The sequence below is a fragment of the Acinetobacter sp. A2 genome (assembly GCF_012371325.1).
Taxonomy (GTDB): Bacteria; Pseudomonadota; Gammaproteobacteria; order Pseudomonadales; family Moraxellaceae; genus Acinetobacter.
The window spans coordinates 56,477-74,555 of the sequence record NZ_JAAZQX010000007.1 but is presented as its reverse complement, the minus strand read 5'-3'; the positions used below and the strand labels follow the sequence as shown (position 1 = coordinate 74,555).

Here is an 18,079-nt window from a genome sequence, read left to right as displayed (position 1 = left end):
TGGAATTTTTTCAGAGCCAGATTATACAATAAAAATGGGGCTAAGCTTGCGTTAAAATTTAGCCCCTACATTATGCGTCAATGTCATGTGATGCTATGAAAGCAATTTTCGGGTTTGGCGCAGCATAAAGTTTTTAAAGTCATCTAAGTAAGTGAAAATCACGGGTACAACAACTAAGGTCAGCAGGGTAGATGTAATCACACCACCAATAACAGCATGTGCCATAGGTGCACTTTGCTCACCGCCTTCTCCCAATCCAAGGGCGAGGGGCACCATCCCCATTACCATGGCACTGGTGGTCATTAAAATAGGGCGTAGTCTGGTTTTACCTGCGGCAATAATGGCGTCATAACGTGACTCACCTTGATCCATGGCTTTCTTTATAAAATCAATCAGTAGAATCGCATTTTTGGTCACCAGTCCCATCAGCATAATAATGCCAATAATAGAAAATAGGTTCATGGTGGAATTAAAAATAAACAGCGCCAAGAACACACCAATCAGCGACAACGGCAAAGAAGCCATAATTGCTGCGGGGTGAATAAAGCTGTTAAATTGCGAGCCTAAAACAATATAAATAAATACGATGGAGAGTGTAATTGCTGTGAGTGCATAACCCGCAGATTCGGCCATATCGGCATTGGAACCTTGGGTGTCAAAACTATAGCCCGCAGGGAGCTTAAAATTATCCTGAATTTTTTGTATGTCGGCACCAATGTCACCTGCAGGTCGACCTGCGGTGTTCGCTTCTACCAAAACTTCACGAGCTAAATCTCTTCGGTTAATTTGTGCTGCACCGAGGCTTTCTTCAAAGCTCGCAACACTCGCCAAAGGCACTAGAATGCTTTGTCCATTGGAATCAGTTTTTTGTGAAGTCAAATACATGCTTTGTACATCACTTGGCAGACTGCGTTGGTTTTCGGTTAGGCGCACGTTCACATCATAGGTTTCACCACGTTCATCTTGCCATGTCGTAACATTATCCCCAGCGATGAGTGGTCGGATAATATTGGCAATTTGATTGACTGATAATCCTAAATCACTGGCTAAGACACGATTTATATGCACACCAAGCGTAGGTTTAGGCGCTTTCAGTGAACTTTCTAAATCGACAATCCCCTCTACCTGTGCAATTTCGGACATAAAGCGGTCAGAAATTTTTTGTAGTTCGGCTAAATCTGGGCCTTTAATGGAAATCATCACGGGCTTTTGACCACCAGATACTGTTTCGTCCGCAGAAGCCACCGAGGTAATACTAATGCCTGCAACACTTTGCAAACGCTGACGGAATTCATTGTTGAGATCAGTCAGGCTTTGTTGGCGTTCATTACGCGGGCTAACGGTAACACGTAAACTAGCATGGTTTTTACCCCGATCCGTTACGCTATTAATAACGCCATAAGTTGTACGAACTTCGGGGTGTTGACGGATAATGTAATCCACTTGTTGTAGTTTGGCTTGTGAATATTCCAAAGAGGCATCTACAGGGGTTTCAAATTTAATCCGAATTTCACCTTTATCTGGAACGGGAACAAACTCAGTTCCAATCAGTTTGGATAATCCCAGCGCGCCGAACAAAGAGCTTACAGCAATCAAGAGGGTGATGACCCGAAAACGTAGTGCCAGTTTTAATAATTTCTCGTAATGCGTGCTTAAGTTATCCAGCTTGTGGGAAATCCAATTGAGGAAGCGTTTTATACGACCTGGTTTTTTATTTGGATTGGTTTTTTCTGCCCAATGTGCAGATAGCATTGGGTCTAGGGTAAAACTGACAAACATAGAAATCAGTACAGCGGTACTTACAGTCACACCAAACTGATAAAAGAAACGCCCAATAATGCCGCCCATAAATGCAACGGGCAAAAATACCGCAACAATGGTCAAGGTTGTAGCGAGAACCGCTAAGCCAATTTCTTTGGTGCCATCTAAAGCTGCAATAACATGATCTTTACCCATATCGGCGTGACGTACAATATTCTCACGCACCACAATTGCATCATCAATTAATAAGCCAATACTGAGCGAGAGCGCCAGCAAGGTCATCATGTTGATGGTAAAACCAAATGCCCAAATAAAGGTTAGTGTACCCAGTAGGGCAATGGGTAAGGTCAGCCCTGTAATGGCTGTAGAACGAAATGAACCTAGAAACAGCAGTACAATTAGGACTGCAAGTATGGCACCTTCAATAATCGTACGCGCGACATCACGAATACTGCCACGAATGCCTTTAGAGGAATCCACCACGACTTTCGCGGTAATGTCCGCAGGGAGTTGCTCTTGAATGCGATCCAGAGTTTTGTAGGTGTTATCCACCACCTCAATGACGTTGGAGTCGGAGCTGCGTAAAATGTCGACTGCAACGGCAGTTTGTCCATTTAAAAATGCACTGGTTTCCAACTCGGCTTGGCTGTCTTGAATGGTCGCCACTTGTTTTAAAAAGATCGGTGCGCCATTTTTATTGGCAATAATCAAATCGCCAAAAGCCAATGGGTGGATAACTTTGGATTGGATTTCGACCACCAACTCACTGTTGGCCTGCTTGAGCGTGCCGCCAGGAACCTCAATATTTTCAGCTTTAAGGGTATTGATGACCTGATCAACTCCTATGCCAAAACTCATTAATTTTTGTGGATCAACTTCAATCCGAATTTGTCGTTGTGCATCACCCAGTAAATTGACAGTGCCCACGCCTGATACGGTGCGCAGTTGTGGCACAATTTGTTGATCTAAATAGGAGCTCAAATCCCGCAGAGACATTTGTGATGATTCAAATACAATCGACATGACCGCATTGGCTGTTGGATCGTATCGCTCTACCACAGGGTCTTGAATTTCATCACGAAACTCTGCACTGACTGAAGAAATTTTATCACGTACATCTTGTGCCGCGACTGCTGAAGGAACATCCAAATTGAATTCGGCAATGATGGTAGACAGTCCTTCACTAGATTGTGAAACCAGTTGTTTTAGTCCAGAAATGGTATTGATCTGATCTTCCATTTTCTTGGTAATTTCAGACTCGACTGTTTCAGGTGAGGCGCCCGGATAGCTGGTATAAACCACCACAAAAGGGAAGTCGACATCAGGAAATTCTTCTACACCCATACGTTGCCATGAGGCCAAGCCAAGCACCATCAGACAGAACATCATCATGATGGTAAAAACAGGGTACTTGACACTAACTCGGGTAAACCACATAACAACGATCCTGATTTTTTATTTATTGGACAGATTCAATACAATATTTGCGTACTATTGCGGCTGTTTTTGAATGATTACAGGTTGCTGAATTTGATCAGGCTGAAAGCTAACACGACTGACCAAGTCATTGGGTTGTAAGCCTTGAATCACAGCGGTATTGTCGCTATAGCGTTGTTCTAAAACAGTAACGTCTATACGTGCAATTTTTTGATCACGAATAACCCATACATAAGGCTTGTTTTCTATATTGTGGATGGTGTTAAGTGGAATAATTTGCCCTGAAATTTGATTGCTTGCCAAAATATGACCATCTACAAAAGCACCAATACTAAGTGAGGGGAGGGCTTCTAATGGAGTGGCAAAAAACTCAATTTGACGACTGGCTAAATCTGCAACAGGAGAAACACGACTAATCTGGGCATTGAGTGTGTTGTTGTGACCTTGCAATTGATATTCAATTTTTTGTCCCACTTTCAGGGCTGCCTGTAAGTCACTTGGTAATTTGGCTTGAATTTCTAAGCGTGAAGGATCGACCACTTCAAATAAAGTCTGTCCTACAGCAACAGTTTGCCCTGGTTCTACTTGACGCTGAGTAATAACGCCACGTATAGGGCTTGTAATCGTGCCGTCTTGATCGGCTTTGAGTGCAATATCTACATTGGCTTGTTGTACCCGCACATTTTCAATTTGCGCACGATAGTCCAACTGACTTTGTTCATATTCAACCTGTGAAATAAAACCTTGATCGAGCAGGCGTTTTTTTCGCTGCATCATATTCCGAGCTTGGTTGGCTTGAGCTTGGGTTGCGGCCAAATTGGCGCGTGTTTGCGCCAAGCGTGCAGCATTGTCTTGATTGTTCAGACGAACCAAGGTTTGCCCACGTTGCACTGCATCACCCACTTTCACATTCACGGATGTGGCAGTGGCGCTGACTTGCGATTGAATACTACTTTGATTGACCGCACGCACGGTGCCTGTAAAGGCAGTTTTTTCGATGGCACTGCCTTGCTGGATGGTAACTAAATCTTGTTGAATTAATTCTATTTTTTCTGGTGTGGGAGCAACATTTTCTGTTTCATTTTTTTGGCAGGCAGAAAGAAATACACATAACCCAAGTGTACTGATCCGAAGAAGTGGCAAAGGTTGTTGATTAAAAATGAATGCGATACGCTGTGCAATGTGCATGCATATTTGTCCTTATTTTAATGTCAAAATGACAACGCAAAAAAAGCCAGCCCTATTCTAGGGCTCTGAGGCGTTGAATAATTCTGTCGTATTCTGCTTGGGTATTTCGATAGCTTGTTTGTAAAGATTGAATCATATCTTTTTTTAATTCAATATTTTTTAAGTTATTGTCTAAATTGGTTTTCAGTTGTGGTGGTACAGGCTTAACTTTACGTAAATACTCCATTTCCTGACGTTTAAAACTAATACGGTCAGTTTGGAGTTGCTTGAGTTGTTCTTGTTGAAAGCTAATTTGCTTTTTAATGTGCGCTAAAGTGTTATTTCTCTTAATGGTGGCAGTTTGACTGTTGGTATAGGCTTTTTTTAGACGCTGGTCCGACTCACTCTGACGTGCTTGAGCAGCACGTTGTGGTGCTTTTTTAATATCGGTTTCAGTATTATAGGGACGAGCACGCTGAATCACTTGCATGTTCCGATCCAAAGCCTCATAGCCATAGCGGATATGATTTGGGGTCACATTGCTGCTAATATTGGCTACGCCTTTTTGATCATAATAACGATACCATACTGCTTTATTTTGAGTTTCAGCCATCAATTGAGCAGAGGGAAACAGAAGCAACGCTAGCATCGCCATTTTGAACGACTTTTTGTTTTGTTTTAATTTGACGGCGAGTAATTGTGCAAAATAAGTGCTCACGTTGTCCCCCAAATGAAAGTTGACTAAATTACTTAAATTAAACGTAATATATAGTGTTATATTAGATCAAAATTAGAAATTAAAAAAACACAACCGATAAAAAAATATCGATGGTCACCAGAAAGTGTGAGTGATTTGGTGATAATGGTGTAAAAGTGTAGCTTCAAGCTAAATATGTTCGTTGAAACTACAAGTAAAGATATGTTAAAAATACGATCAATGTGTAAAAATTTCTACTCAGTTGCTTGTACAAACAAAATGGGAAGGGTCATTGAATGGACGATAAATTCCAAAATCTAAAAGTCATGGTGATTGATGATTCAAAAACCATTCGCCGTACAGCTGAAACACTTCTACAGCGTGAAGGTTGTGAAGTGGTTACCGCAGTTGATGGATTTGAAGCTTTATCCAAAATTGCCGAATCAAATCCAGATATCGTATTCGTAGATATTATGATGCCACGCCTAGATGGTTACCAAACGTGTGCCTTAATTAAAAACTCGCAAAACTACCAAAACATTCCTGTCATTATGCTATCAAGTAAAGATGGTTTATTTGACCAAGCCAAAGGACGTGTAGTAGGTTCTGATGAGTATCTGACTAAACCATTTAGTAAAGATGAATTATTAAACGCCATTCGTAACCACGTGACAGCATAATTATTAGTTAGTTAGATTTATTGGGGAAAATAATGGCTCGTATTCTTATTGTAGATGATTCACCTACAGAAACATTCCGCTTCAGAGAAATCTTGACCAAGCATGGTTTTGAAGTCATTGAAGCAGCGAATGGTGCAGATGGCGTGACCATGGCGCAAGCTGAATTACCAGATTTAGTATTAATGGATGTGGTTATGCCAGGCGTGAATGGCTTTCAGGCAACACGTCAAATTTCGCGTGGTGATACCACTAAACACATTCCAATTGTAATTGTGAGTACCAAAGATCAGGCAACCGATCGTGTTTGGGGGAAACGCCAAGGTGCAAGCGATTACTTAACCAAACCTGTTGACGAAAAACAATTAATTGATGTGATTAATCAACATCTAAATGCAGGATAAGCTATGGCTGCAAATGGTTTTATTGAATTACTTCGGTTATCTAAACGTGGTAACAAAAACTACGTTAGTACCGAAAATGAGGTAAACCGCTGGTCAGGCATTGCTTTTGAGATGATGGGGCAATATTTTGTTGCTCCATTGGGAGAGGTTTCTGAGGTTATTTACCCACCGAAATACACACCAGTTCCGAACACCCAACCTTGGGTGGTCGGTTTGGCCAATATTCGGGGTAGATTGCTCTCAGTTTCAGATTTGGCACATTATGTTTCTGGGCAAAGCAGCCAATATTCACCTACTCAAAAAGTAATGTGTATTAGTCATAATGACCATTATGTCGGTTTGGTTGTAGATCAAGTTTTGGGTATACAGCACTTTAATAAGAAAAGTTTCTTCTCTAAACACAATGATTTAGAAAGTAATTTACAAGAATATTGTCAGGGCTATTTTCACCAGCATAACCAACAATGGCATGTTTTCTTATTTAGTCGTTTATTGCAAAACCCAAAATACATGAACGCATCTATAAAATTTATAAATTAACTGTCGCGCACCTAAAAAATGAAGGCGTCAATCGGGGAGAAGCTGCATGGGCTTTAAACTTAAAAAGAAAAATTCAGGCGAAGAAACTGTTCGTAAAGCAAGTGGGCCAGGTTTTGTGGCAAAATTACAAACGCGAACTGATGAGTTTGCGAGTGTATTTGGTGAAACAGAAAAATCTAAGCCACTTATTTTAGGCGCAGCTTTTTGTATCATCTTATCGCTTTTCCTGTTGCTATACCTTTTTTATAGTGTGCCGCGTAATAACGATTTTACCCGTAGTTTGGGTGATTTACGTCTATTGTCACAAACCATTTCACGTCAAGCGACTGAAGCAACTGCATCAGGTACGCCTGAATCAATCAAAAATTTGACTGATTCGCAAAAATCTTTTGCAGAAAACTTAGAAACGGTTAAAGACATTCATGCTAGTACAGACACGTTGCGTGAAGTTGAAACACAGTGGAAATCGGTTTCTGAAAATATTGATTTGATTGCTTCGCAACAAAAAATCATTAACCAACTTTATGACACTAACATTGCAATCAGTGAAACCATTCCAGGTATTCAGGCTGAATATAACTTGATGGTTGACCAAATGGCACGTCAAGATATGCCAAGTAGCCAGGTTGTAATTGCAAAAAACCAGGTATTCATTGCAGAACGTATCTTGCGTTCAATTAGCTCTGTGTTAACAGGTACAGATAGTTCACGTGAATCTGCGGATGACTTCAGTGCCGATACTGAAACTTTCGGTGCGTATTTGGCTGCACAGTTAAATGGTAGTGCAGAGCTGGGTGTACAACGTATTGCACAAGAAGACTTACGTGAGTCATTAACAGGTATTCAAGCAGAATATGAAGATGTATTGAAATCTGCTGCTGCAACCGTTTTAAGTAACTCTACTCAAATTGTAAAAGTACGTCAGGCTTCATCTTCTATTTTTGACCAGTCTGATAAACTTTTAAGTAATTTAAATAAATTGTCTGGCAGTTCAGGTTGGTCTATTGCAATTCCAGCAATTGGCTTAATTGCAGCCTTACTTGCATTCTTGTTCTGTGTATTCAAATTACTTGGCTTACGTGGTGAAGCCGATAAAACTCGTGTGGTTCGTCTACAAGATGAATATGACCGTAACCAAAACGCGATTTTACGTCTACTCGATGAGATCGCCGACCTTGCAGATGGTGACTTACGTTCATACGCAACGGTATCGGAAGACTTTACAGGCGCAATTGCTGACTCGATTAACTTCGCGATTGACCAATTACGTGACCTTGTATCGCGTATTCATGAAACATCACACGAAGTTGCACAATATACGGCAACTACGCAGAACATTACCAACCAGTTAGCAGAAGCTTCTGAACATCAGGCGCAAGAAATTGCAGGTGCATCTGCGGCGATTAACGAAATGGCAATGTCGATTGACCAAGTATCTGCCAACGCGGAAGAATCCGCTGCGGTAGCAGAACGTTCGGTACATATCGCATCGAATGGTGCAGACGTTGTAAACCGTTCAATTGAAGGTATGGATATCATTCGTGAGCAGATTCAAGAAACCTCTAAGCGTATTAAGCGTTTGGGTGAATCTTCACAAGAGATTGGTAACATCGTTGCCTTGATTAACGATATTGCCGACCAAACCAACATCTTGGCATTGAACGCAGCAATTCAGGCGTCTATGGCGGGTGAAGCAGGTCGTGGTTTCGCGGTCGTTGCGGATGAGGTACAGCGTCTAGCAGAACGTTCAGCATCTGCAACCAAACAGATTGAAACACTGGTTAAAACGATTCAGACCGATACCAACGAAGCCGTAATTTCGATGGAACAAACGACTTCTGAGGTTGTACGTGGTGCGAACTTATCTAAGGATGCGGGTGTTGCACTCGATGAGATTCAAACGGTATCGAGCAACCTTGCGAAATTGATTTCTAACATTTCGGATGCTGCAAAACTACAGTCTGCGTCTGCAGGTCACATTGCAACTACGATGAACGTTGTACAAGAAATTACCTCGCAAACCACAACGGCAACCTTTGATACAGCACGTTCGGTATCTGAGTTGGCCAACATGGCAGAATCATTACGTGAATCTGTAACTGACTTTAAACTACCTGAATAAGCGGAATTCCAGCTTGGGGAAGGGTGTACCTATACTTCGGTAGAGGTACACCATCATTCAGAGATAAAGCATCGAAAAGATGAACTTAACTTTTGAGTTAGGGGCATTCAGGATGGTTACAATTAAGTTGAAGTACCTTTCGGTGCTGAAAACGTAAGAAGCCTTAGCTATGAAAGAAATATTAAAAAATTTAGTTGAAACAACGACGCTTCCTGAAGATAGTTATCTTGATCAAGATGCGGAAATTCTTGAAATTTTTGTTGAAGAAATTGAAGAAATCTTCGAAGAATTAAATCCATTATTTGTAACTTGGTTCGAAAATCCGACAGACCAAGAAACTTTAGTGACCATTCGTCGTCACTTTCACACTTTAAAAGGCTCGGGTCGCATGGTCGGTGCGAAGTCAGCGGGCGAACTGGCATGGACGGTAGAAGATACTTTAAACCGTGTGCTTTCGGGTGCTGTTACCCTCAATACTGATATTCAAAAATTTGCAAAAACTGTTTTCCATATTTATCAATACAAACTGTATCCAATCTTCAAAAATGTGGGTGTCATTGATATTGATTTACGCCCATTGGTACTTTTAGGACAACAATTACAGCAAAACCAAAGTCCTGAACCAGCCTTAGAAGAATTACTTGTTTTAGCCGATCAATTAACAGCACAAGATATACCAACAGGTCTTGAGCTGAGTGATGCGGTTGAGCCTGAAATGGCTGCAACAGTAGCGGCGACAGAAGAATTAGAATCAGCAGAACTGCCTGCAGATGTTGAACACGCAGCAGTTGCGCAAGACACGACTACAGATGAAAGTCTATTGGCTGAAACTCTGTCTATATTTATTGAAGAAGCCGAAGAGCATTTGGCCACTATTGATCAATTCTTGGCACAAGAACAAATTAAATCTCAAGATTACAATGGTCTGATTCGCGCCTTGCATACTTTGCGTGGCAGTTCATCTATGGCTCAAATTGAGCAGGTGTTTGAAGCAAGCTCTAAAGTTGAAAACTTGTTCAAAGCCTTTGTGCAAGATGAAATTGAATCAACCTCTAAAGAAACAGCATTGTTAGTGCAATATGCAGAATTTGTACGTGATTATTTGCATATTCTGCGTCAAGGACGTTGTGATGGTTTAGATGTCATTTATGACACCTTTAATAAAGCGTGGGATAACTACGGCTTTAGCAGCAGCGACACTGATGAATTAGCCAATCCTCAAGGTTTGGTCTCTAAATTAATTGAACTGAATATTGACCGTTTACTTGATGCTGAGTTTGAATTTGATAAATTGGCACAAGCACAATATCCAGACTATTTGCAAGAATTGAGTGCGCAGGCACAATTGTTGGTGGATCATACCGATAACCGTGCATCGATTGGTATTCATCAATTTACTCAAGAGCTGAAAGCAGCGTATGACCGTGTTTTAGCTCAACCCGTGTTGTTAAACTCAGAATATGCTTACGAGCTATTTGCACAGGCACATCAAGAATTTATCCACTTATTCGATACTTTGGCAGCTGGTCAGCGTGTCACGGTCACTGAAGATATTCAGAAAACGCTGAATGACTTAACTGCATTTGTACAGCAAGATATTGAAGATATAGCGTTTGAAAAATCTGAAAGTGTGATTGAAGAAGCTGATCAAGTCATTGAAACTGCCCTTGCTGAAGTGGAAAATGTTGAGACTTCATCAGAGGTTGCAACTGTAGAAAGTTCTGGTGCGGTAAACTTGGCGCAATTGTCACAACGTATTGCCGCTGACCGCCAAAATATCCACGCAGCAGATGCCAACAAGGATTTTGATCCAGATTTACAAGACATCTTCCTTGAAGAAGCCGAAGAACTTTTGGTGGGAATGGATGAAGATGTAAACACGTGGTCTAAAGACGCCAGTGATACATCAGCCTTAAACAACCTGATGCGTTATTTGCACACTTTAAAAGGTGGTGCGAATATGATTGCTGCAACGCATATTGGTTTAATTGCGCATAACCTTGAATCAATTTATGAGCGCATTATCAACAACCAAATTGTTGTTTCACCTGCGTTGATTCAAATTATTCGTTTAGTACAAGACGACATTGCAGACCGTATTCAAACCATTCGTGAAGAAGGTGTGGACTATGCAGCGCCAGAATCCATTGCGATTTTGGCTGACATTGTTAGCTTGTCACAAGGTAAATCAATTGAAACGAATACCGCTGTTCAACCTTCAATGCAACAAGAGCAGCCAGTGCAAGTTGAAACAGAAGCCGAAACTGAAGCAGAAGCCGAGATGCAGTCTGCAGAAGAAGTATTGGCAGATGATGTTTCAGTTGAACTTGAAGATGCCCCTGCAGCCGTATTTGAGCCAATCACTGAAACTGTAGCACCTGAAACCACGGTTGAGTCTGAAGACGAACAACTGCTTTCTATAGTAGAAGAAACCTTCCGTGAAGAAGCTGAAGAAATTTTAGATTCTGCGGATCAGCGCTTGAAACATTGGTTTGAGCAACGTAGTGACCGTAGTATTTTGCTACAGTTACAACGTGCTGCACACAGCTTAAAAGGTGGCGCACGTATGGCTGAAATTGAGCCAGTTGCTCAAATCGCCTACCAGCTTGAAAGTACCTTTGAACAGTTTGCTGTACATCAGTTTAACTCGAATGTTTACGATGCACTTTTACAAACCACGTTGGCTTGGTTGCGTGATGCTATCTTTAAAGCCGATTACAGCAATTATGAAAGTCTGAAATCGAGCTTGGCCGCTATGCAATTTGTGGATGTTTCTGCGCAATTGCCTGAGCGTTTAACGCATACAGACTTGTTATCACCAAGTCGTAGTTATGAGTTTGTACAAGGTGATGGCACCGAGCCACCTGCGATGTCAGGCGAGTGGAGTGAAACAGCCACACTAGACAATAGCAATGAGATGATTCGTATCTCTGCCGATTTGGTAGAGAAGATGATCGACTTGTCTGGTGAGAACTCGATTAACCGTTCACGTATTGAAATGGAGCTTGGACAGCTTGGCGGTACGCTGAATGAAATGGAATTGGCGATCAAACGTCTGGCAGATCAGTTACGCCGAATGGAAGGCGAGTTGGAATCACAGATTATTGCCAAACACGGTTCTGAAAACTCACGTTATGCAGACTTTGACCCATTAGAGATGGACCAATATTCCTCATTGAATCAATTGTCTAAATCTCTTGCGGAATCTGCATCGGACTTGGTGGACTTTAAGAGCACATTGGCTGAAAAAATCCGTGATGCTGAAGGTTTGCTTTTACAACAATCACGTATTCAGGCCGAAATTCAAGAAAGCTTGATGCGTACTCGTTTGGTACCATTCTCACGCTTGTTACCACGTTTACAACGTATTGTGCGTCAGACTTCATCTACCTTGAACCGTCCAACAGAATTGGTGGTACACAATACCGAAGGTGAGTTGGACCGTACCATTCTTGAACGTTTGGTGACTCCATTTGAGCACATGCTACGTAATGCGGTAGACCATGGTATAGAAGACCCTGCACAACGTGCAGCGGCCAATAAACCTGAAGTCGGAAAAATTGAACTTAACATTAGCCGTCAAGGCACAGATGTTGTGGTGACGTTTGTGGATGATGGTAAAGGTATTGATGATGCGAAAATTAAACAAAAAGCTTTGAGCTTGGGTTTAATTAAGGCAGATCAAGACCTCGATAAAAATGAAATTCTACAGTTAATTTTCCACCCTGGTTTCACCACTGCACAGGCGGTGACACAAATTTCAGGTCGTGGGGTTGGCTTGGACGTAGTGCAAAGCGAAATTAAAGCGCTCGGTGGTCACGTTTCTGTAGATTCAACTTTGGGTCAGGGCACAACCTTTAGTATTCGTGTACCGACCACGGTTGCGGTATCTGATGCCTTGATGGTAAAAGTTGGTGATCAACAATTTGCAGTACCATTGGCGCAAATTGATCGTATTGTGCGTATTGCACCAAGCACTTTGGAAACATACTTCAACAGCAATGAAGACCTCTTCCAAATTGACAACCAAAGCTACAAGTTACGTTACTTGTCTGAGTTTGTCGGCAATCAGCCTTTACCGCGTTTAAATCACGTTGGTCACTCATTACCGGTGCTGTTAATTAAAGGCAGTACAGGGCAAACCATTGCCTTATTGGTTGATCAGTTAATTGGTTCTCGTGGTCAGATTGTTGTGAAACCAATTGGTCAGCAGTTCTCAAGCATTGGTGCAATTGCGGGCGCAACTATTTTAGGTGATGGTCAGGTTTGTCTGATTTTAGATGGTCAAAATATTGCCCGTCAGATTCTTGCAACGCAACGTACCAAGCAAGCTAGCGATCAGCGTGATACTCAACGTCGTGATGCACGCCGCTTGATTATGATTGTGGATGACTCGGTAACTGTACGTAAGGTAACGTCACGTCTGCTTGAGCGTCAAGGTTATGATATTGTCACAGCGAAAGATGGTATTGATGCCATGGAGCAGCTGGAAAATGTTAAACCAGACCTGATGCTGCTAGATATTGAAATGCCACGAATGGATGGTTTTGAAGTGACTAACTTGGTACGTCACCACGATATTCACAGCAACTTGCCAATTATTATGATTACCTCGCGTACAGGTGAAAAACACCGTGAGCGTGCGTTCAGTTTAGGTGTTACCCACTATATGGGTAAACCGTTCCAAGAGGCAGAATTGCTTGCCAATATTGAACAATTATTAGCAGCGAGTCGGGGGTAAGCCATGAGTCAGAGCAATAGTCCAAATTTACTCGGCCAAATCAGTCAACAAGAGTTGCAACACTTAATTACCGTATCTACGGGTTTTATTGATGCCTATATTGTTGAATGTCATGCCAAGCAACCCATGCTGCTGCCACAAAACATTGTTTTATCGGCACTGGACAATGCCACACAGGTTAAAACTGTGGAATGGCACGATTCACAATTACCTGTCTATGCAGTGAATGACCCTGAGAAAAAAATGGGTGTAGCCTTGGTAATTGAAGGTGATGAAATGGAGCAGCGCTTTGCATTGATGTGCAATGAAATGCCGCAAACCATTCGTTTGCGTATTTCTGAAGTGGTTGATGATGATCAACAAGCCGATGATCCTAGCGTATTCCAATATGTGCGTATGGCAGATCAAGTCTTTCATGTACCAAACTTGCAATACATTCAAGAAAATCTGATAGCTGAATAACCATTGTTTAGCCAATAGAAAAGGAACTCAAATTGAGTTCCTTTTCTATTGTTAGTGTTGAATTTTCTGATTTTAAGTCAATAAACCTTCTAAAATTTGCTCGTAAATTTCCGCCAATGGTTCTAAATCGGCTACATTTACATGCTCATTAATTTGGTGGATGGTTGCGTTTAATACCCCAAGTTCAAGTACTTGTGCGCCTGTGGGTGCAATAAAACGGCCATCTGATGTACCACCACTGGTGGATAATTCAGTTTCAATACCTGTCACATTGCGAATAGCCTGACGTGCCGCATTCACAAGTTCACCTACAGGTGTTAAAAAAGGTAAGCCTGATAGTGTCCAATCAATCTCATAATCAACTTGATGTCGATCTAAAATTTCTAATACACGCGCTTTTAATTCATCTGCGGTGACTTCAGTTGAGTAACGGAAATTAAAAGTGACAGTCATGTTGCCTGGTACTACATTGGTTGCACCTGTACCTGCTTGAATATTTGAAATCTGAAACGAGGTTGCAGGGAAGTATTCATTGCCATGATCCCACACAGTTTCGCATAACTCAGAAATTGCTTTAGAAGCAGTATGGATTGGGTTGATCGCTAAATGTGGATAAGCCACATGACCTTGTTTACCTTTGACGGTCAATACGCCATTGAGTGAACCACGACGTCCATTTTTAACAATATCGCCCAACTGATTTGTACTAGAAGGTTCACCCACCAAGCACCAAGTTATTTTTTCATTGCGTGCTTCTAAGGTTTCTACCACTTTCACTGTACCGTTAATAGATGGACCTTCTTCATCTGAAGTGATGAGAAAGGCAATTGAACCTTTGTGATTAGGATGCTTGGCAACAAAGCGTTCTGAAGCAACTACCATGGCAGCCAAAGCAGTTTTCATATCGGCGCTGCCACGACCATACAATTTGCCATCACGAATTTCTGGTGCAAATGGATCAGAATTCCAAGCATCCAAACTGCCAGTAGGGACAACATCGGTATGACCTGCAAAACAAAAAACAGGTGATGCTGTGCCTTTACGTGCCCACAAGTTATCGACATCATCAAAACGCATAGATTCTATGTTGAAACCAATTTTTTCTAAGCGCGCTGCCATCATGTTTTGACAGTTGTGATCGACAGGTGTGACCGAGGGTTGACGTAAAAGTTGCAGGCTTAAATCGAGAGTAGCAGTAGAGGTCATGCGCGTTTCAGACGTTTATCAATAATGAGTACTAATAATAGGGGAATAATGCTAAAAAAGTGAAATTTTAGTGTAAAAAAACCTTGTTTGAGCACAAGGTCTTTTGAATTTCTGATGTTTCAGGTGAAAGTTTTCACCAAGAAACCCAGAATTATTGACGGATTTCTTGCTGAGTTTTTTCAGCGGTATTGCTGACTGCATTACCAGCAGATGAAACATCTTCACCCACGCCTTTAATGGTGTTACAACCAGTTAAAACAAACATCATAAGTAGTGAGGTTGCTAAAATTTTTTTCATGATTATCTCCAGTATTTTAAAGCAAGAAACATTTTGTCCTGTGTTTTTAGATTAATAAATAAACAAAAAAATAAATAGGTAACTTTCATGGTGGTTGCGTAATGAAATGTTGAAACTGTTATTCAACGTGTAAGGGCGGATAGCTGAGATAAGAAGCTGCTCTATACATATAAAATTCAGAAGTTGTGGCTTGGAAATATAAGCCATCAGTCCACCATTGGTTGGTTAAACTACTGGCTTGCGCATTTGGGCAAATCCATTCGTGTCGTTGTAAACGATAAAAGTCAGCCGTTTTTTCTGGAATATGGTTGCCCCAAGTGCCTAACCGACGTGCACGGTTAACCCAGTGTGGCATGCGGTCTACAGTATTTTGGCTATATAAATGTGGGAAATACAACTGACCTTTCAGGACTGCAAAACGCTGCTGGATGGGAAAATTTAAAGCCTGCTCAAACTGGAATTGTTTTTGACTGAAATGATTGAGTTTGCGTGCCAAAGTGTCGGAACGGTTTAAGCCATACCAATGTGGCAATGAAAAATCTGCTTCAGCCAAGTAATATTTTAAAGCAACTTCCCAATGTTCAACTTGCTGGGTGTCTTGATTGTGCAGTAAAAAGTCCAGCTCACCGACGGTTTTTGCCCCATCAATAATTTGAATACTGTGTCCGAGTAATTCGAAGGGATGGTAGTTACGATCGAGCAACCAAAACCACATCAGCATTTCAAAACGTAAACCCAAGCGGGTACTTTTGAGTTGATTTAGAAAATTATGCAAGGCTTCGGGATGTAAATCTAAATAAGCCAAACGCTGTTGGTAATTGAGATAATGCTGTTGCCAAAAAATATCTGCATGCAGTGTAAAGGCATGTTGAATTTGTAATTCTGGCGGCAAACTAGACAAAATATTGGGGCTTGCCAAAGCAAATGCCAATTGTCGTACTGCAGCAGTACGATAATTTAACCAGACTTCGGGCGCAAGCGTAGGAGGTTGCAACTCAATCATGTACGAATCCATGCGAAAAATGCAGAATTACCACGGAAAATGAAAAAACGCTTTATACTACCGCAATTCGTAGTTTGGGACAGTGGTATGCAAAGCTTGTTTTGGCGAAGTTTGGTGGTGATCTTTGTCATCCTTGGCTTTATTGGTGCATTGCTGCCAGGCATGCCCACCACAGTTTTCCTGATACTTGCAGCATGGGCCGCTTCACGCGGGTGGCCACAGATGGATGACTGGTTACTGAATCATCCTAAATATGGCAGTACCTTAAGAGACTGGCGCGCTAATGGGACAGTGCCACGTAAAGCCAAATGGTTTGCAACTACTATGATGAGTATTAGTGCGATCATTATGTTGTTTACCACAGCACCGGTTGCAGTCAAAATTTTTACCAATACCACCATGTTTGTAGTTGGCGTTTGGTTGTGGTTGCGTCCTGAACCTGAGCCACCATTTAAAGAATAATAATAGGATGAAGCAATGTCATATTCATACGCCCAAGCTGATATTTTGATTGATTTGGCAGAGCAAACTTTATATTTGCCTAAGCATCGTAAATTTTATGTTATTTCCAGCGGTGTTAATGGCATCGGTGAAGCTGAAAATAGTGGTAAGACCCCGCGCGGATGGCACGAGGTGGCTTTAAAGTTTGGGGAAAATGAGCCAGAAAATGCAGTTTTTATTGCCCGTCAACCAACAGGTGAAATTTACAATTTAGATTTAGCAGAGCAATTTCCTGAGCGGGACTGGATTTTAACCCGTATTTTATGGCTTAGCGGTTTAGAGCAAGGATTTAATCAGGGCGAGGGCTGCGATACTTTTCAACGTTATATCTATTTACATGGCACGCCAGATACAGAGCCGATGGGCATTCCTGCTTCACATGGCTGTATTCGTATGCGTAATCAAGATATTTTGGAATTATTTGACTTAATTCCTGAAAAAGCATTGGTTTATATTTCTGAACAGAAACTTGATTTGAATGGTTGATCTGCAAGTTTTGCATGAAAAGGGTAGTTATAGTGAACTATAAAACTCTAGCCAAATGCGTAAACGAATGTGTAGGCTAAGCAAGTGCTAACAAATTGAAAAGCCCATTAATTTTGCTTGAAAACTAAAATAACTTACAGAATTTGTTTGTTTTTATAGCGGATCACCTATTTTTTAATCACTCAGTCACAAAAAACTGAAAACAAGCCGAAAAGCGTTTGACAGTCGGTAAAGATTCTCTATAATGCACCTCACAAACGATGAAGACGTTAAGGGCGCTTAGCTCAGTTGGTAGAGCGTCTGCCTTACAAGCAGAATGTCGGCGGTTCGATCCCGTCAGCGCCCACCAAGCCTTTTCGTTATAGATTCTTACGTGCAGCGGTAGTTCAGTTGGTTAGAATACCGGCCTGTCACGCCGGGGGTCGCGGGTTCGAGCCCCGTCCGCTGCGCCACTTAAGATTCTTAACCATTGTTTGTACCACAATAGTGACTTTGTGTAAGTGCAGCGGTAGTTCAGTTGGTTAGAATACCGGCCTGTCACGCCGGGGGTCGCGGGTTCGAGCCCCGTCCGCTGCGC

The 18,079-nt window shown here is 41.7% G+C and carries 14 protein-coding genes and 3 tRNA genes; 11 read left to right on the top strand and 6 right to left on the bottom strand.

Going from position 1 to position 18,079, the window contains the following annotated elements; translation table 11 throughout:
- Positions 1-93 precede the first annotated feature (93 nt).
- From HHA43_RS04475 to HHA43_RS04465, 3 genes are read right to left on the bottom strand one after another with little or no spacing between them, the layout of a single operon-like run.
- Entirely contained in the window at positions 94-3,198 is a 3,105-nt protein-coding gene (locus tag HHA43_RS04475) for an efflux RND transporter permease subunit (protein WP_168417865.1), read from the bottom strand.
- 54 nt (positions 3,199-3,252) lie between these two features.
- The gene (locus HHA43_RS04470) at positions 3,253-4,386 is read right to left on the bottom strand and encodes an efflux RND transporter periplasmic adaptor subunit (RefSeq protein WP_168417864.1); all 1,134 of its coding nucleotides are present in this window, start codon (positions 4,384-4,386) and stop codon (positions 3,253-3,255) included.
- Between the two features lie 52 nt (positions 4,387-4,438).
- Positions 4,439-5,020 (bottom strand): hypothetical protein, encoded by a 582-nt coding sequence (locus HHA43_RS04465; protein WP_171525566.1) that lies wholly within the window; start codon positions 5,018-5,020, stop codon positions 4,439-4,441.
- 338 nt (positions 5,021-5,358) lie between these two features.
- Between HHA43_RS04465 and pilG the strand changes: the two genes are divergently transcribed.
- The 6 genes from pilG (at position 5,359) to HHA43_RS04435 (ending at position 14,008) form a co-directional block, all read left to right on the top strand.
- Positions 5,359-5,742, top strand: a complete 384-nt coding sequence (gene pilG / locus HHA43_RS04460) for a twitching motility response regulator PilG (protein WP_004975524.1) — start codon at positions 5,359-5,361, stop codon at positions 5,740-5,742.
- Positions 5,743-5,774: 32 nt separating this feature from the next.
- On the top strand, positions 5,775-6,143 hold the full coding sequence (locus tag HHA43_RS04455) for a response regulator (protein ID WP_004975526.1): 369 nt from the start codon (positions 5,775-5,777) through the stop codon (positions 6,141-6,143).
- Positions 6,144-6,146: 3 nt separating this feature from the next.
- A complete protein-coding gene (locus HHA43_RS04450) occupies positions 6,147-6,683 on the top strand; it encodes a chemotaxis protein CheW (protein WP_104852339.1) in 537 nt (178 codons plus the stop codon).
- Positions 6,684-6,729: 46 nt separating this feature from the next.
- Positions 6,730-8,805: a methyl-accepting chemotaxis protein gene (locus HHA43_RS04445; protein ID WP_168417862.1), complete on the top strand. Its 2,076-nt coding sequence runs from the start codon at positions 6,730-6,732 to the stop codon at positions 8,803-8,805.
- A gap of 169 nt (positions 8,806-8,974) precedes the next feature.
- Positions 8,975-13,546, top strand: coding sequence for an Hpt domain-containing protein (locus HHA43_RS04440; protein ID WP_168417861.1), 4,572 nt, complete (start codon positions 8,975-8,977; stop codon positions 13,544-13,546).
- 3 nt (positions 13,547-13,549) lie between these two features.
- Positions 13,550-14,008, top strand: coding sequence for a hypothetical protein (locus HHA43_RS04435; protein ID WP_168417860.1), 459 nt, complete (start codon positions 13,550-13,552; stop codon positions 14,006-14,008).
- Positions 14,009-14,080: 72 nt separating this feature from the next.
- Here HHA43_RS04435 and dapE read toward each other — a convergent pair whose 3' ends face one another.
- The 3 genes from dapE to HHA43_RS04420 form a co-directional block, all read right to left on the bottom strand.
- Positions 14,081-15,214 carry a succinyl-diaminopimelate desuccinylase gene (gene dapE / locus HHA43_RS04430; RefSeq protein ID WP_168417859.1) on the bottom strand — a complete coding sequence of 378 codons (1,134 nt, stop codon included), beginning with the start codon at positions 15,212-15,214 and terminating at the stop codon, positions 14,081-14,083.
- A gap of 151 nt (positions 15,215-15,365) precedes the next feature.
- Positions 15,366-15,512 carry an entericidin A/B family lipoprotein gene (locus HHA43_RS04425; protein WP_168417858.1) on the bottom strand — a complete coding sequence of 49 codons (147 nt, stop codon included), beginning with the start codon at positions 15,510-15,512 and terminating at the stop codon, positions 15,366-15,368.
- 118 nt (positions 15,513-15,630) lie between these two features.
- A complete protein-coding gene (locus tag HHA43_RS04420) occupies positions 15,631-16,515 on the bottom strand; it encodes a DUF1853 family protein (protein ID WP_168417857.1) in 885 nt (294 codons plus the stop codon).
- Positions 16,516-16,602: 87 nt separating this feature from the next.
- Between HHA43_RS04420 and HHA43_RS04415 the strand changes: the two genes are divergently transcribed.
- The 5 genes from HHA43_RS04415 to HHA43_RS04395 all read left to right on the top strand — a co-directional run bounded on the left by HHA43_RS04415 (position 16,603) and on the right by HHA43_RS04395 (position 18,078).
- Positions 16,603-16,977 (top strand): YbaN family protein, encoded by a 375-nt coding sequence (locus HHA43_RS04415; protein WP_168417856.1) that lies wholly within the window; start codon positions 16,603-16,605, stop codon positions 16,975-16,977.
- Between the two features lie 15 nt (positions 16,978-16,992).
- Positions 16,993-17,502 carry a cell wall-recycling L,D-carboxypeptidase ElsL gene (gene elsL / locus HHA43_RS04410; protein WP_168417855.1) on the top strand — a complete coding sequence of 170 codons (510 nt, stop codon included), beginning with the start codon at positions 16,993-16,995 and terminating at the stop codon, positions 17,500-17,502.
- 273 nt (positions 17,503-17,775) lie between these two features.
- Positions 17,776-17,851 (top strand) — tRNA-Val (locus HHA43_RS04405).
- A 26-nt stretch (positions 17,852-17,877) separates the two neighbouring features.
- Positions 17,878-17,954: transfer RNA gene (locus HHA43_RS04400), tRNA-Asp, on the top strand.
- Between the two features lie 50 nt (positions 17,955-18,004).
- A tRNA-Asp gene (locus tag HHA43_RS04395) sits at positions 18,005-18,078 on the top strand.
- Position 18,079: the final 1 nt, after the last annotated feature.

Excerpts from the sequence above, each read along its gene's own strand:
- HHA43_RS04475 (WP_168417865.1), bottom strand. The coding sequence starts at position 3,198 with ATGTGGTTTACCCGAGTTAGTGTCAAGTACCCTGTTTTTACCATCATG.
- HHA43_RS04470 (WP_168417864.1), bottom strand. The coding sequence starts at position 4,386 with ATGCACATTGCACAGCGTATCGCATTCATTTTTAATCAACAACCTTTG.
- HHA43_RS04465 (WP_171525566.1), bottom strand. The coding sequence starts at position 5,020 with ATGGCGATGCTAGCGTTGCTTCTGTTTCCCTCTGCTCAATTGATGGCT.
- pilG (WP_004975524.1), top strand. The coding sequence starts at position 5,359 with ATGGACGATAAATTCCAAAATCTAAAAGTCATGGTGATTGATGATTCA.
- HHA43_RS04455 (WP_004975526.1), top strand. The coding sequence starts at position 5,775 with ATGGCTCGTATTCTTATTGTAGATGATTCACCTACAGAAACATTCCGC.
- HHA43_RS04450 (WP_104852339.1), top strand. The coding sequence starts at position 6,147 with ATGGCTGCAAATGGTTTTATTGAATTACTTCGGTTATCTAAACGTGGT.
- HHA43_RS04445 (WP_168417862.1), top strand. The coding sequence starts at position 6,730 with ATGGGCTTTAAACTTAAAAAGAAAAATTCAGGCGAAGAAACTGTTCGT.
- HHA43_RS04440 (WP_168417861.1), top strand. The coding sequence starts at position 8,975 with ATGAAAGAAATATTAAAAAATTTAGTTGAAACAACGACGCTTCCTGAA.
- HHA43_RS04435 (WP_168417860.1), top strand. The coding sequence starts at position 13,550 with ATGAGTCAGAGCAATAGTCCAAATTTACTCGGCCAAATCAGTCAACAA.
- dapE (WP_168417859.1), bottom strand. The coding sequence starts at position 15,214 with ATGACCTCTACTGCTACTCTCGATTTAAGCCTGCAACTTTTACGTCAA.
- HHA43_RS04425 (WP_168417858.1), bottom strand. The coding sequence starts at position 15,512 with ATGAAAAAAATTTTAGCAACCTCACTACTTATGATGTTTGTTTTAACT.
- HHA43_RS04420 (WP_168417857.1), bottom strand. The coding sequence starts at position 16,515 with ATGATTGAGTTGCAACCTCCTACGCTTGCGCCCGAAGTCTGGTTAAAT.
- HHA43_RS04415 (WP_168417856.1), top strand. The coding sequence starts at position 16,603 with ATGCAAAGCTTGTTTTGGCGAAGTTTGGTGGTGATCTTTGTCATCCTT.
- elsL (WP_168417855.1), top strand. The coding sequence starts at position 16,993 with ATGTCATATTCATACGCCCAAGCTGATATTTTGATTGATTTGGCAGAG.